9 protein-coding genes are annotated in these 15,652 nt (G+C 54.1%); 7 read left to right on the top strand and 2 right to left on the bottom strand.

Annotated features, from left to right (window positions below):
* Entirely contained in the window at positions 1 to 3,999 is a 3,999-nt protein-coding gene (gene rpoC / locus SELR_RS11010) for a DNA-directed RNA polymerase subunit beta' (RefSeq protein ID WP_014425301.1), read from the top strand.
* 62 nt (positions 4,000 to 4,061) lie between these two features.
* Here rpoC and SELR_RS11005 read toward each other — a convergent pair whose 3' ends face one another.
* Complete coding sequence (locus SELR_RS11005) at positions 4,062 to 4,664, bottom strand: class I SAM-dependent methyltransferase (RefSeq protein ID WP_014425300.1); 603 nt, start codon at positions 4,662 to 4,664, stop codon at positions 4,062 to 4,064.
* A 226-nt stretch (positions 4,665 to 4,890) separates the two neighbouring features.
* Between SELR_RS11005 and SELR_RS11000 the strand changes: the two genes are divergently transcribed.
* From SELR_RS11000 to SELR_RS10990, 3 genes are all read left to right on the top strand, one after another.
* The gene (locus SELR_RS11000) at positions 4,891 to 6,996 is read left to right on the top strand and encodes a BglG family transcription antiterminator (RefSeq protein ID WP_014425299.1); all 2,106 of its coding nucleotides are present in this window, start codon (positions 4,891 to 4,893) and stop codon (positions 6,994 to 6,996) included.
* Positions 6,997 to 6,999: 3 nt separating this feature from the next.
* Entirely contained in the window at positions 7,000 to 8,898 is a 1,899-nt protein-coding gene (locus tag SELR_RS10995) for a PTS mannitol transporter subunit IICBA (protein WP_014425298.1), read from the top strand.
* A gap of 88 nt (positions 8,899 to 8,986) precedes the next feature.
* Positions 8,987 to 10,132, top strand: a complete 1,146-nt coding sequence (locus SELR_RS10990; protein ID WP_014425297.1) for a mannitol-1-phosphate 5-dehydrogenase — start codon at positions 8,987 to 8,989, stop codon at positions 10,130 to 10,132.
* Positions 10,133 to 10,232: 100 nt separating this feature from the next.
* Here SELR_RS10990 and SELR_RS10985 read toward each other — a convergent pair whose 3' ends face one another.
* A complete protein-coding gene (locus SELR_RS10985) occupies positions 10,233 to 12,353 on the bottom strand; it encodes a DUF8509 domain-containing protein (RefSeq protein ID WP_014425296.1) in 2,121 nt (706 codons plus the stop codon).
* Positions 12,354 to 12,525: 172 nt separating this feature from the next.
* On the opposite strand from SELR_RS10985, the gene SELR_RS10980 reads away from it, so the two are divergent.
* The 3 genes from SELR_RS10980 to gltA are packed head-to-tail and all read left to right on the top strand — an operon-like array spanning position 12,526 to position 15,548.
* Positions 12,526 to 13,269 (top strand): methylenetetrahydrofolate reductase, encoded by a 744-nt coding sequence (locus SELR_RS10980; RefSeq protein ID WP_014425295.1) that lies wholly within the window; start codon positions 12,526 to 12,528, stop codon positions 13,267 to 13,269.
* A 29-nt stretch (positions 13,270 to 13,298) separates the two neighbouring features.
* Positions 13,299 to 14,141 carry a sulfide/dihydroorotate dehydrogenase-like FAD/NAD-binding protein gene (locus SELR_RS10975; protein ID WP_014425294.1) on the top strand — a complete coding sequence of 281 codons (843 nt, stop codon included), beginning with the start codon at positions 13,299 to 13,301 and terminating at the stop codon, positions 14,139 to 14,141.
* A 3-nt stretch (positions 14,142 to 14,144) separates the two neighbouring features.
* Entirely contained in the window at positions 14,145 to 15,548 is a 1,404-nt protein-coding gene (gltA, locus tag SELR_RS10970) for an NADPH-dependent glutamate synthase (protein ID WP_014425293.1), read from the top strand.
* Positions 15,549 to 15,652 lie beyond the last annotated feature (104 nt).

Below are 15,652 nucleotides of genomic sequence, written 5' to 3'. Positions count from 1 at the left end.
TTGCTGGATGTAAATAATTTTGATTCGATGCGCATCGGTCTGGCCTCTCCGGACAAAATCCGCGAGTGGTCCTACGGTGAGGTCAAGAAGCCGGAGACCATCAACTATCGTACCCTCAAACCTGAGCGCGATGGTCTGTTCTGCGAGCGTATCTTTGGCCCGACCCGTGACTGGGAATGCCATTGCGGTAAGTACAAGCGTATCCGCTATAAGGGCATTGTCTGCGACCGCTGCGGTGTCGAAGTAACTCGCGCAAAAGTCCGCCGCGAGCGCATGGGACATATCGAACTGGCTGCGCCGGTTTCACATATTTGGTATTTCAAGGGCATTCCGAGCCGCATGGGCCTGATCCTCGACATCAGCCCGCGCGCGCTGGAAAAGGTTCTGTACTTCGCGTACTACATCGTGCTGGATTCCGGGGAAAACACGGACCTCACGAAGAAGAGCCTGCTCTCCGAAAAGGAATACCACGATGCTTTGGAAAAATATGGCAACACCTTCCGTGTTGGCATGGGTGCCGAAGCCATCAAAGAACTCCTCGACGAGCTTGATCTGGAACGCATGAGCGAAGTTCTGCGCAAGGAAGTCCGCACGGCTTCCGGCCAGAAGAAAATTCGTGCTATCCGCCGTCTGGAAGTTGTGGAAGCATTCCGCAAATCCGGCAACAAGCCGTCCTGGATGATCATGGATGTCGTTCCGGTCATTCCGCCGGAACTGCGCCCGATGGTACAGCTCGATGGCGGCCGTTTCGCAACGTCCGACCTCAACGACCTGTATCGCCGTGTGATCAACCGTAACAACCGCCTGAAGAGACTCTTAGATCTCGGTGCGCCGGACATCATCGTGCGCAACGAGAAGCGCATGCTGCAGGAAGCTGTCGATGCCCTGATCGATAACGGCCGCCGCGGCCGTCCAGTTACGGGCCCGGGCAACCGCCCACTCAAATCCCTTTCCGATATGCTGAAAGGTAAGCAGGGCCGTTTCCGTCAGAACCTGCTCGGTAAGCGCGTTGACTACTCCGGTCGTTCCGTTATCGTTGTCGGCCCGGAACTGAAACTGCATCAGTGCGGTCTGCCGAAGGAAATGGCGCTGGAGCTCTTCAAGCCCTTCGTTATGAAGAAGCTGGTTGCTTCCGGTTCTGCGCATAACATCAAATCCGCCAAACGCATGGTGGAACGTGCTAAACCTGAGGTTTGGGACGTTCTTGAAGGCGTTATCAAAGAGCATCCGGTTCTCCTGAACCGTGCCCCGACGCTGCATCGTCTGGGTATCCAGGCATTCGAGCCGGTACTCACCGAAGGCCGTGCCCTGAAGCTGCATCCGCTGGCTTGTACGGCATACAACGCTGACTTCGACGGTGACCAGATGGCTATCCATCTGCCGCTGTCCTCCGAAGCACAGACGGAGGCCCGCATCCTGATGCTGGCTGCCAACCACATCCTGGCACCGAAAGATGGTAAGCCTATCATCGTTCCGTCGCAGGATATGGTTCTGGGTTCCTACTACCTGACGAATATCCGTCCCGGGGCCAAGGGCGAAGGCAAAGTCCTCACGGGTATTGCCGAAGCACTGCTGGCTTACCAGCAGCATGACCTCGACCTGCAGGCTGCTATCCAGTGCCGCATCGAAGGTTATGGCCTCGTCAAGACCTCCCTGGGCCGCATGATCTTCAACGAGATCCTGCCGCAGGAAATCCGTTACTACTACAAAGATAAAGAGTCCGACCAGTGGTGCCTGGGCGTGCTCATGAATAAGAAAGAGCTGGGTAAGCTGGTTGCCAAGTGCTACAACGCCTTTGGTGCCACGGAAACGGCTCATGTCATCGATGATGTCAAGAACCTCGGTTATCACTACGCCTGCGTAGCCGGTATGACCGTTGCTATCTCTGACGTTATCGTGCCGCCGAAGAAGAAGACCATCATCAACGATACGCAGCAGATCGTCAACAAGGTTGAGCGTCGTTATGACCGCGGTCTGATTACCGAGGAAGAACGTTACCACAAGGTTGTTGACCTCTGGTCCAAGGCCACCGATGACGTGGCTGACGCCATGATGGACAACATGGACGCCTTCAACCCCATCTTCATGATGGCTGACTCCGGTGCCCGCGGTAACAAACAGCAGATGCGTCAGCTGGCCGGTATGCGCGGTCTCATGGCTGATCCGTCCGGTAAGATCATCGACCTGCCGATCACGGCCAACTTCCGTGAAGGCCTGTCCGTATCCGATTACTTTATTTCTTCCCATGGTGCCCGTAAAGGTCTGGCCGATACGGCACTGCGTACGGCTGACTCCGGTTACCTCACGCGTCGTCTGGTTGACGTGGCACAGGATGTCATCGTCCGTGAAGAAGACTGCGATATTTCCACGCTGAACCTGGTACAGGCTCGTGCAAGACTGGCCGAGTCCACCTTCGACGCACTGGAAATCCTCAATGACAGCCTGATGGGCCGTCTGCTGGGTGCCGATGTCTTCGATCCGGAGACGAAGGAAGTCCTCTTTGCCCGGGATACCATCCTCGACGAAGAGAAGCTGGCCGTCATTGGCGAAAAGGAAATCCGCGAGATCATGGTCCGTGGTTCCTCCCTGGCATCCGAAGCTGCTATCAGCAATGCCATGATTACCGAAGCCATCACGCTGGGCGAGCCGGACGAGGCTGCCCGTGTCAAGGCTAAGGATTCCATGGTTCACGAAATGAGCGGCAAGGAAATTACCCGCGATGTGGTAGATTCTGCAAACAACGTAGTTGTGGCTGCCGGCACGAAGCTTACGGCTGAGCTCATCGATACGATCCTGGCATCTGATGCCAAGGAAATCCGCGTGCGCAACAACAATGTCCGTGGTATTGAAGTCGAAGCCATCAAGGAAGGCGATGGTATCATCGAATCCCTGGCTGAACGTATCGTGGGTCGCGTGCTGGCTGAAAATATCGATGACCCGGCTACGGGCGAGCGCATTGCTTCCATCAACGATACGGTGGATGAAGAGCTGGCTAAGCGCATCGAAAAGGTACGTGACCGCGTATCCATCCGCAGCGTGCTGACCTGTAAGTCCCAGTTCGGCGTCTGCATCAAGTGCTATGGCCGCGACCTGGCTAATCAGGCAGAGGTTGAAATCGGTGAAGCAGTTGGTATCATCGCAGCTCAGTCCATCGGTGAACCGGGTACACAGCTCACCATGCGTACGTTCCACTCCGGCGGCGTTGCCGGTGACGATATCACCCAGGGCCTTCCCCGTGTCGAAGAATTGTTCGAAGCACGTAAGCCGAAGCACCATGCCATCATCGCTGAGATCGAAGGCCGTGCTGAAGTGGAAGATTCCGGTAAGGGCATGCGCAAGGTCACGATTGTTCCGGACGAAGGCGAAGCCCGCGAATATGCAATCCCCTATGGCGCCCGTATGGCTGCCAAGCAGGGCATGCATCTGAAGCCGGGTGACAAGCTCACGGAAGGTTCCATCAATCCGCATGATATCCTTCGGGTTTGCGGCCTGCAGGCAACCCAGCGCTATCTGGTATACGAAGTACAGAAAGTGTATAAGTCCCAGGGCGTTGAGATCAACGATAAGCATATCGAAGTCATGGTTCGTCAGATGCTCCATAAGGTCAAGATTGAAGAATCCGGCAGCACGGACTTCCTGCCTGGCGAGTACATCGACATCAACCAGTTCGAGACGGCCAACACCAAGGCTATCGAGGAAAACGGCGAACCCGCTGTGGCCAAACCGATCCTCCTCGGTATCACCAAGGCATCTCTGGCCACCGATTCCTTCATGTCGGCTGCTTCCTTCCAGGAAACCACCCGTGTACTCACGGATGCCGCCATCAAGGGCAAGGTTGATCCGCTTATCGGCCTCAAGGAAAATGTTATCATCGGTAAGCTGATTCCGGCTGGTACGGGTATGAGCCGTTACCGCAACCTCAAGATTGTGGATAACGATCCGAAACCGGTAGAAGAAGCTGTTGAAGAAACGGCGGAAACCGATACGGTAGAAGCATAATTCCATATACAAAAAGAGAGAACTGACCAATTGGTTGGTTCTCTCTTTTGGCATATAAAATATTAAGCGCAGGCCAGACGGAATATCAGCAGCTTTTCCCTGGTGTCCCCGTATTTTCCCTGGGGACGGCAGGCAATGGTATCAATCAGTGTCAGATGGGAAACGGTAGCGAGGTATTCCGTGTAGGAGGGGGAGGGATAGTAGAAGATCAGCAGGATTTCCCGGGGGGACTCCTGGCAGGATTTTTGCAGATTCTCCAGTACGGTGCGCAGGATTTCCACGGAGAAGGGATTGAAGAAGAAGCAGCGGTCAACTTTTGCAGGGACGACAAAGTCCATGGCGTCGGTTTGGAGGAGCGTGACGCGGTTGCCGCGAGGGGCGGTTTCCTGATTGCTGCAGGCCCGCGCATAGAGGCGGGGATTGTATTCGATGCCGATGGTATGGCATTTGGTCTGGCTGCTCAGAAAGAAGCTGACACGGCCCTTGCCGCAGCCATAGTCCACGACGGTATTCTCCCTGCTGATATAGCCGCTGCCGGCCAATTGTTCGAGGACGTTGTAATCCGTTGGCTCATAGGGATACCGGGTGAGGTCGGAGATGGTATCATCCCGCCCGGTGGTCCTGATATGCAGCAGCTTGTCCCATTCGTTTTCGCTATTGGTCATAGAGGTTAGAGACTCCTTTATAAATAATGATTGTTCTATTTTATAGCATCCCTGGTATTTTGGCAATGGCGTCATTCTTTATTTTTGTCCATTTTTGTCCGGGACAAGATTGAATGTCTTTGACTTGTATAAAACCAGAATAAACCTTATAATAAAACCATCGAAACAAGAGGAAAACAAAACGGTTTCGATACGCTTCTGAGTGATCATAGGAGGCAAAGTGAAGATGAATCTGCGTGAGCGAACGACAGCAATATTGAAGATGCTGACCGAGGGGAAATCCGGCGGTCAGAGTGCGGCGGAACTGGCGGAAAAGCTGGGCGTCAGCACGAAGACGGTTTCCCGGGAACTGCCGGCCGTGGCGGAAGCATTGAAATCATACGGCCTGAACCTGAACAAAAAGAAGGGGGCGGGCTACCAGATTGACGGCGGCGCCGAGGCCCAGGCTTCGCTCAGGGAATTCTTGGGGCAGGTGAATGACAGAACTTTTTCTCCGGAGGAGCGGCGCTCGATCATCGTGAGCCAGCTGCTTCCCAATCAAGAGCCGGTAAAGCTCTTTGCCCTCGCATCACTCTTGGGCGTGACCGATGGCACCATCAGCAACGATCTGGACAAGCTGGAAGGCTGGTTTAAGGGACATGGGCTGAAACTTGTCCGCAAGCCGGGGCTGGGTGTCTATATCGAGGGCCGGGAACAGGATATCCGGCAGGCAATCGTAACGTATATTTATGAACATGTAGGCGAGGCTCAGCTTTTGCAGCTGGTGCAGGCCAATCTCACCGAAGATGAGCAGGCAGCAGACAAGGCTTCCTCATACCTACTGGAACTGGTAGATAAAGAAATCATCCAGCGTTTGGAACGCTTGATCCGCCAGACCGAAAAGGGTCTGAAGGAAAAACTTTCCGACCAGGCATTTGTGGGGCTGTTGGTGCATCTGGCACTGGCAGTACAGCGTATCCGCCGTCATGAGCCCATCAACCTGGCGCCGGAAGTGCTGCAGGAATTGCAGCAAAAACGGGAATTTGCATTGGCAAGGGAGCTGGGGGAGCGAATAGCGCAGGAATTTGCCATTGAAATCAATATGGCAGAAACAGGCTATATTGCCATGCATATCCTGGGAGCCCGCAGCCGTTACCAGCCGCAGGGCATGCCCGCATCACTGGACAATTTCCATCTGGTGCGCATGGCCAAGGCGATCATGGGCGCGGCAGAGCGGCTCAGTGGTCAGAAATTATATCGCAATTCTGCTTTGCTGACGGGGCTGGTCAATCATTTGGGCCCGTCCATCAGCAGGCTGAAAATGGGGATGCCGATTCGCAATCCCCTGCTGGGAGAGATGAATCAGGAGTATCCGGAACTGATGCAGCTGGCGGCTGGTTCGGTGAGGGAGATTGAGCAGGAATTAGAAGTCGTTTTCCCGGAAGAGGAAATTGCTTACATCGCCATGCATCTCGGGGCGGCGCTCAATGATACCCAGACGCTCAAAAAGCTGGAGCGGCGGGTCATCGTGGCCTGTCCTACGGGCATGGGGACGAGCCGCCTGCTGGCCAGCCGTCTGCGGCAGATGTATGATAACCTTATCGTCCATGATATGGTATCGACATTGCAGCTCACGCCGGAATACTTCGCCAGCCACGAGGCTGATTTCATCATTGCCACCGTGCCGGTCCGGCATATGCCGCTGCCGGTGGTGGTGGTAAGCGCGCTGCTGAGTCCTGACGATCAGGAAAAGATCGATGCGTTGCTGGATAACAGCGCAGGCAGCGTAGCAGAGAAACAGCCAAAGGGCACAAAGCGCTTGCCTTTTGTGGAGGCCCTGCGGATCTTGTCCGCTTACGAGCAGAGCATCCTTACCCTGCTGGATGGATTTTTCTTCGCGGAAGATGCAGAATCCATGACGGTGCAGGGTGTTGCCCAGCTCGCAGGCAGGCAGATCAGCGAGGAAAAAGCTGCAGCGGCAGCTATTGCCCGGGATTTGCTGGCCCGGGAGGACAAGGGCAGCACGGCAGTCAGTGGCAATCATCTGATCCTGCTGCACTGCCGCAGCAATCACATACAGAGCATTCACTTTGGCATCGTGCATATGGGAGAATTCTTCTTCTATCCCGCTGAACCGACGGAGCGGATCCGCACGGCGGCGGTGATGGTGGCACCGAAGGAATGTAGTGCGTATGAATTAGAGACAATTGGTTATATATCCGCCATCCTGTTGGAGCGGTGGGGCTTTATCGAAGTGTTGCATGAAGGGAACAAGCGGCTGATTCACGAGGAATTGGTCCGCATATTCCAGGAATTTCATGCCAAGAAATACAAGGAATTGATGGAGGGGTAATCCATGAGTACAGCGACAGCTTCTGCCAAGGGCTTCAACTTTCAGGAAGCCATGCAGAAATTTGGCCGGTTTTTGTCCGGTATGGTTTTGCCGAACATTGGTGCATTTATCGCCTGGGGCTTTTTGACGGCGCTCTTTATTCCCACGGGCTGGTTGCCCAATGAATACTTAGCGCAGGTGGGCGGCCCCATGAGCAAATGGCTCATTCCCCTGCTCTTAGGTTATAGCGGCGGTGCGGCTGTCTATAAACATCGCGGCGGCGTGGTCGGTACCATTGCCACGGCGGGCGTTATCGCCGGTGCCGACATTCCCATGTTCCTGGGTGCCATGATTATGGGCCCACTGGCTGGCTACCTGATGAAGAAATTTGATGCCGTCATCGAGGACAAGATTCCCACGGGCTTTGAAATGCTCGTCAATAACTTCTCGGCAGGTATCTTAGGCGGTGTCTTGGCCGTGCTCGCCTTTGTCGGCGTCGGCCCCGTGGTGCTGGCTGCTAATGGCGTGCTGCGCTCTGGCGTAGAAGGCATTGTGGCAGCAGGTCTTTTGCCGCTGGCATCCGTTATCATTGAACCGGCGAAGATACTCTTCCTCAACAACGCCATCAATCATGGCGTGCTCTCACCGCTGGGGATTCAGCAGGCCGAAGAATTTGGCAAGTCCATGTTCTTCCTGCTCGAAGCAAATCCCGGCCCCGGCCTTGGCGTACTGCTGGCTTACTGGTTCTTCGGCAAAGGCATGGCCAAAGATTCCACCCCCGGTGCGATGATTATTCACCTCCTCGGCGGTATCCATGAAATTTACTTCCCCTATGTCCTCATGAAGCCGATTCTCCTGATTGCCGTTATCGCCGGCGGTATGGCTGGTGTAGCAACACTGCAGCTCTTAGGCGGCGGCCTTATCGCTCCGTCCTCTCCGGGGTCCATTATCGCCGTGCTCGCCATGACGCCGAAAGGTGCTTTTATCGCGAACATGGCAGACTTCCTCGTAGCCACGGTGGTTTCTTGTGCCGTAGCCTCGGTATTCATTAAAGTTTCCGCCACAGAAGAAAGCGGCGAATCCCTCGAAGAAGCAAAAGCCGCTATGCAGGAACGCAAACAGCGTGGTCAGGTAGCCGTAAGTGCTGTACGCATCAGCGGCAGCGAACTGCAGAATATCGTTTATGCCTGTGATGCCGGCATGGGCTCCAGCGCTCTCGGTGCTGCCAGCCTGCGCAAGAAACTGCGCAATGCAGGTTACACGCATATCTCCGTAACCAACGCCGCCATCGGCAATATCCCCAAGGAGGCGCAGATTGTCGTCACCCATGAAAAACTGGCACAGCGTGCCATGGAAGATTCGCCGCAGGCTGAACATATCCTTGTGCGCAACTTCACGCAGAATGATGTGTTTGAGCAGATTATCGCCCGCCTTTCCGAAAACAAGATGGACGGCGTAATGGCTGCCGGTCAGTCCGGTTCCCGCGAAAAACACGTTTTGGACCTCACGAATATCCAGCTCGGCCTTAAAAGCGTGAGCAAGGAAGAAGCTATCACCGCCGCCGGCAAAGCTCTGGTTAAAGCAGGCTTTGTGGACGAAGGTTACATCGAAGGCATGCTCAAACGCGAAGCCGATATCAGCACCTATGTGGGCAAAGGCATTGCCATTCCCCATGGCGAAGCCGCTGTCAAGGACTCCATCCGTCAGTCCGGTATCGTGGTGCTCCAGTATCCTGAAGGCATTAAGTTCGGCAACGACACCGCCCATATCCTCGTGGGCATTGCCGGCAAGGACAACGATCATCTCTCCATCCTGGCCAATATCGCCGCCACCATGGATGAATGCAGTGATGAGGAGCTGGAACAGCTCTACAAGACAAAAGACGCAAATGTTCTCTACGAGCGCTTTGCGTTGGCAAACTGACAAATAAATAAACATGTCCCTTTTCCTGGCAGGAGTCTATCCTGGGGAAAAGGGACAATTTTTTTGACGAATTTTGGAGGTAAATATCATGAAAAAGGCAATTCATTTTGGTGCAGGCAATATCGGCAGAGGCTTTATCGGGGAACTTTTAGTCCGTTCTGGTTATGAGGTAACCTTCGTTGATGTGAATAAGGAACTGGTGGATCTTATCAATGAGCGCCGCGCTTATGATATCAAGATTGTGGGCGACCAGCCGGAAATCATCCATGTGGAACATGTGCGGGCCATCAACAGCGCCGAGCATCCGGAAGAACTCATCCAAGCCATTGGCGAAGCCGATATCATCACCACGGCCATCGGCCCCAACATCCTGAAATTCATTGCCCCGAACCTGGCCGCAGGTCTGGCAGAACGGGTTAAGCATAATCACGAGCCCCTCAATGTCATCGCCTGTGAGAACATGGTGGGCGGCTCTACGGTGCTCAAAGGTTTTGTGGAGGAAAATCTGCCGGCAGAGGCAAAAGCAGCGGTGGCAGAGTATATCGGCTTCCCCGATGCGGCAGTAGACCGGATTGTGCCCCTGCAGAAAAACGATGATCCCCTGCTGGTACAGGTGGAACCCTATGCCGAATGGGATGCCAATGTGACCCAGGCCAAGGGTGAACCGCCCCGGATTGAGGGCCTCACCTGGGTGGAGAACCTCGAAGCTTATATCGAGCGCAAACTCTTCACCGTCAACACGGGCCATGCCTCCATTGCCTATCTGGCCTATCGCAAGGGGATCAAGGATATCTACAGCGCCATGCAGGACAAGAGCATCGTGGATATGGCCCGTAAGGTCTGGCAGGAAACCGGCGACCTGCTGGTGCATAAATTCGGTTTTGATCCGCAGAAGCATGAGGAATACATCAAGACCACGGAAAACCGCTTCCGCAATCCCCATCTGAGCGACGAAGTGACGCGGGTGGCCCGTGGCCCCAAGCGCAAATTGGGCGCCAAGGACAGACTTGTAAGCCCTGCCTCCCAGCTGCTGGCCCAAGGGCAGAAACCTGCGGCCCTGGCTACCGTTATTGGCGCTGCGTTCCACTTCGACTATGCTGGCGACAAAGAGGCGCAGGAGGTACAGGATACCATTCAGGAAAAAGGCCTGCACAAGACCATCCTGAACTACACCCAGATTCCCGAAGAATCCGAACTCTTCCGCATGGTGGAGAATAAGACGGCGGGATTCTAAAACAGATACAATGTAAAAAGTCCGTGATAACTTTTCCTTACGTTGAGCGTTTAAGGAATGTTCATCACGGACTTTTATGATTTGCTGTCTGTGAGTTGTTTTACAATTTCAGGAAATCTTTTTCCAACTGCACTTCTTCCGGCAGCTCCTTTACCTGTCCGAGAATCCTGCGGGCGAAGAGATCCAGGGTACGGACTTTGTCATCATGGGCGATATTCCAACGGTCAATCAGCGGCTTGTACTGGGGATTGATGGACAGAGCATCCCGGTATTCACGGCCAAAGGTGCAGTATTTGAAAAGGATCTCCCGGGCCACTTTGTTGAGGCGTGGCAGTCCTTCGGATTCATTTTTGACAAACTGCTCGTATTCGGCGGCAAAGACCTTGCTGTAACTGTTGCCCCAGCGTTTGAGTGCTCCTTTGACCTTTTCCTTCATATCGGCAGACAGGGTGGAGTTTTTCTTGTAGAACTGCAGGTAGTTGCAGTATTCGGCAGTCAGGGAAGGCTCGGTGACATCGCTGTAGCGCACGCCCTGAATGCGTTTGCACATCTCCCAACGGAATTGGGCACACATCTTGATCAGGGTGGATTCGATATCTTCGGAATGGAAGATGGAAAGTACCATATGGGAGGGTGTGGTGCGCCGGCGGCCTTCGATTTCCTGCCACATGAGGCCGCGGCTGCCATAGTTGGGCATCAGGATGATATAGGGCAAAACCTCTTTATTGTAGTCGAAGCGGTTGATCTTCAGTTCCGGATAGGAGGCATAGGCCGGGCGGTAGAAGCAGCTGTAGTCGATGGAGCGGATATGATTGAGGGCTTTGGTGATTTTTACCGCGGTGGACAGACAGGTATCCAGTGGCCGGGAGACAACCTGGGCATAGAAGGCGGGGATGTAGGAGAAGATGCTGCCATAGGTCATCTTATTGGCGCTGGCAATCATGCTCTGCAGCTCGAAGCGCACCATGGCCGTGGTATCCTCCAGCATGTTATCGGCCTCAGCCTGCTTCAGATTGCCCTGCCGCACTTCCTCTTTCAGATGGTCGGGCCAGTCATTGTCGAATTCATCCTTGGAAGGGGGAACTTCGCCCAGATAGATTTTTTTCAGCCAGTCATAAGCGGGGATGACCATGCCGTTCTTGTCATCTTCCCAAAGGACCGCATGACGATAGAGGGTGGCGGTGTTTTCCTCGCCGGCCAGTTCCTCGTCGATGAAGCCAAAGAGGAAAAACATCTTCACTTCTGCCGGAATCGTATCGGCTTCGAGGCTCTTGAAGAAGGCAGCTTCATAAATGGTGAAGAAGTTCTTGGTGATATCGCCCCGCAGACGGCGCATCTCCGCAGATTTTTCCGTCTTGTCCGGGGCTTTCATAAAGGCGCGGATATCCTTGGCCATGACCTCGTCGAGTTCGTGCCCCAGTCCGGCAAAGGCCAGAATCGTATGGAGGGCATTTTCAATCTTGGGGATATTGCCGCTGCCGGCTTCCATAGCTTCCTGTCGCTGCGCTTCATCCAGCTTCGATTTTTGGCAGCGGTATTCGCTGGTAAAGTCGTTGGTGAAGGCTTTGGCATCCTTGATGAAACCCGTGATAAAGTCCAGCTGGGGATGGATCTGCTGAGCCAGCTGGGAGGCCAGCATGACGGCGCCAATGCAGAAATTTACATCGGCAGGATAGCATTCCTTGCGTAGCAGGTCATTCTTTTCCTGAAAGGCATGGCAGAGGGCAGTTTGCCAGCCGGTAAGCATGGCAGGCTTTCCCGGTGGCAGCAGGTCATTGACATGATCGAATTTCTGGGGAGGAATCATCAGGGTAGTGCAGATATTTTTGTAATCACAGTAATCATTTTTCAGGCCTTCACAAAGATTTATGGCATCATCGTAGAGAACGTCAAGGGTTTCCAGCATATTGTTCAGCAAAGCAATGCTGGCCGTGGCCATAACCGGGGCAATGGCGGGGGTGGCACTGATGGCAGAACTCAGATCGTCTTCGTCATTGTAGTCATAGACAAAGAGGGTGCAGTCCTCAGCTGCCTGATAGTCGTAGTGATATTTATCGCCGCTTTGGTAAAAGGCACCGATAATGGCGCCGTTGTGGGCCGTGAAGCTGATATCAGCATCGCCATTGAGGGTAAAACTGCCTTTGAGGATAAGGGCGATATCCTTGACTTCATCGCCTTTGCGATGGAAGAACTGACCTTTGGCAATATCGATTTTCCCCATGATGTTTCCTGCCTCCTCTAAAAACATTATCACTGCATTTATTCGCTTTGCAGGGGGAGTTTTCCTTCACGCTGTTTGGTGGTTTTGCTTGCATTTTCATAAGAAAAACTTTACAATAGTATTCGTGTAGCTTATTATCTTTACAGATTAACAAACAGTCTGGAGGCAGCCTATGAAACGAGTATCCGTGGAGCTGATTCCCCGCGACGAGGAGACTTTGCGCGGCGAATTACAGCTCCTGAAGCAGTATGAAGGCAAGATTGATGTCATCAATATCCCTGACTTACTGCGGTTTGACACCCGCAGCTGGGAAGGTTCGGCAATTGCTCAGGAGTATTTTGCCATGTCCATGCCCCATATCCGTGCCATGGATATCGATCTCGACAAAGAGCTGCCCATGAAGGATTATCTGCGGGAAAAGGGCATCAAGGAAGTGCTGGTGGTGCAGGGCGATCCGCCCCAGCGCATGACCCACGAGGTTTATCCCACGGAATCCACGGATGTCATCCGCAAGTTCCGGGAGGAGATGCCGGAGGTCAAGGTCTATGCGGGCATTGACCAGTACAGATCTTCCATGCGCCATGAGCTCTATCGCACCCGCCGTAAGGTACAGGCCGGTGCCGCCGGGTTCTTTACCCAGCCCTTCTTCGATATGCGTATGCTGGAAATGTATATGGATATGCTGGATGGCCTTGAGGTCTACTGGGGCGTGTCCCCTGTGGTCACCGCCGCTTCCCAGAGCTATTGGGAGCGCAAGAACAACGTGGTGTTCCCGAAGAAGTTCCAGCCTACCCTTGAGTGGAGCGTGGATTTTTCCCGTCAGGTCATGGAGATGGCAGACAAGGAAGATGCCAATGTGTATCTGATGCCCATCAGGACCGATTTGGAAGCGTATTTGGCAGGCGTACTTGCCTGAGATTATGTGTGTATTTAGGAGAGTGAATCATGTTTAAGATTCTGAAAAAGGAAGAGCTGTCCCCCAGCGTCTTCTCCATGGATATCGAAGCCCCACGCGTGGCCAAGAAGTGTCTTGCCGGTCAGTTTATCATTCTGCGTGTGGATGAGGAAGGTGAGCGCATTCCTCTGACCATCGCCAACTTTGACCGCGAAAAAGGCATCATCAACATCGTGTTCCAGGTAATCGGTGCCTCCACCATGGCGCTGGCTGCCAAGGAAGCCGGCGACAGCATCGTGGACTTTGCCGGTCCTCTGGGCCAGCCCTCGGAAGTCAAGAAGTTTGATGGTACCGTGGTTGTGGTAGGCGGCGGTATCGGCGTTGCGCCCACATTCCCCATTGCCCGCGCCATGAAGGAAGCAGGCAACAAGGTCATCGCCATCATGGGCGCCAAGACGAAAGACATCTTGATTATGGAAAAGGAAATGTCCGAAGTCACCGATGAAATCCTGATTACCACCGACGATGGTTCCCGCGGCATCAAGGGCTTTGTTACCTATGCCGTGCAGGAACTGGTGGACCGCGGCGAGAAGATTGCCCAGATCACGGCTATCGGCCCGGTCATCATGATGAAGAGCGTGGCTGATGCTACCCGTGACATGGGCATTCCGACGGTTGTGAGCCTGAACCCCATCATGGTAGACGGCACGGGCATGTGCGGCGGCTGCCGCGTAACCGTAGGTGATGAAACGAAATTTGCCTGCGTGGATGGTCCGGAATTTGACGGTCACAAGGTGGATTTCCCTGAACTCATGAGCCGCCAGCGCATGTATCGCGACATGGAGGCCGAGGAAAAAGATCATATTTGCCGCATTGGTTTGGGGAGGAAATAAACGATGGCTCTGTCTTTGAAGAAACATGAAATGCCGGTGCAGGACCCGAAGGTCCGCGCCCATAACTTTGACGAAGTGGCTTTGGGCTACGATGAGGAAACGGCAGTAGCCGAAGCAGAACGCTGCCTGCACTGCAAGGTGCCTCAGTGCCGCAAGGGCTGCCCCGTGTCCGTTGACATTCCCGAATTCATCGGCAAGATTAAGGAGCGGGATTTTGATGGCGCCATTGCCAAAATCAAGGAAAGCAACGCCCTGCCCGCAGTCTGCGGCCGTGTCTGCCCCCAGGAAAATCAGTGTGAGAAATACTGCGTATTGGCGAAAAAGGGTGAATCCGTTGGCATTGGCCGTCTCGAACGCTTCGTAGCTGACCGTCAGCTGGCCAAGAATGAGGAAGTGAAGCCCATCGAATACGCTGATGATGCCCAGAAAGTTGCCGTCATCGGTTCCGGCCCCTCCGGCCTGTCCTGTGCCGGTGACCTGGCCAAGAAGGGCTATAAGGTGACGGTATTTGAGGCTCTGCATAAAGCGGGCGGCGTGCTCTCCTATGGCATTCCGGAATTCCGTCTGCCGAAGGATGGCGTGGTCAAGAAGGAAATCGCCAATCTGGAAAAATTGGGCGTGAAGTTTGAACTGAACTCCGTAGCCGGCCGCCTGTTCACGGTGGATGAGCTCATGGAGGAAGAAGGCTTCAGCGCTGTATTCATCGGCACCGGTGCCGGTCTGCCCCGTTTCCAGGGAATCCCCGGCGAAAGCCTCAGCGGCGTTTATTCCGCCAATGAGTTCCTGACCCGCTGCAACCTCATGAAGGCCTACAAGTTCCCGGAATATGCTACGCCGATTAAGATCGGCAAGCATGTAGCCGTTATCGGCGGCGGCAACGTGGCCATGGATGCGGCCCGCACGGCTCTGCGTCTGGGTGCTGAGAAGGTCTACATCGTCTATCGCCGCAGCGAGGCAGAACTGCCTGCCCGCAAGGAAGAAGTCGAGCATGCAAAAGAAGAGGGTATCGAATTCAAGCTCCTCAACAACCCGGTTGAGATTTTAGGGGATGAGAACGGCTGGGTTAGCAGCATGCGCTGCATCAAGATGGAACTCGGCGAACCCGATGAATCCGGCCGCCGCCGTCCGGTAGCGATTGCCGGTTCCGAATTCGATCTGGAAGTGGAAACGGTCATCGTGTCCATCGGCACGGGCCCGAATCCCATCATCTCCCAGACCACGCCGGGCCTCGATATTACGAAGCGCGGCAATATCGCTGCGGATGAAGAGACCGGCGCAACGTCCAAGCCGGGCGTATTCGCCGGTGGCGATATCGTCACGGGTGCCGCTACGGTAATCCTCGCCATGGGTGCTGGCCGCAAGGCTGCCGCTGCCATTGACGAGTATCTGCAGGGCAAGCGTAAATAAGCGATTATAAAAGCATATAAATTGGGGAATCCACCCTGGCATTAGGTCAGGGTGGATTTGTCCGTTTTTATTTATATTTACAAGAATTATATTTTATAGAGAAG

The sequence above is a fragment of the Selenomonas ruminantium subsp. lactilytica TAM6421 genome (genome assembly GCF_000284095.1).
In the GTDB taxonomy this organism is placed as follows: Bacteria; Bacillota; Negativicutes; order Selenomonadales; family Selenomonadaceae; genus Selenomonas_A; species Selenomonas_A lactilytica.
This window is presented reverse-complemented; position numbering and strand designations above follow the sequence as displayed.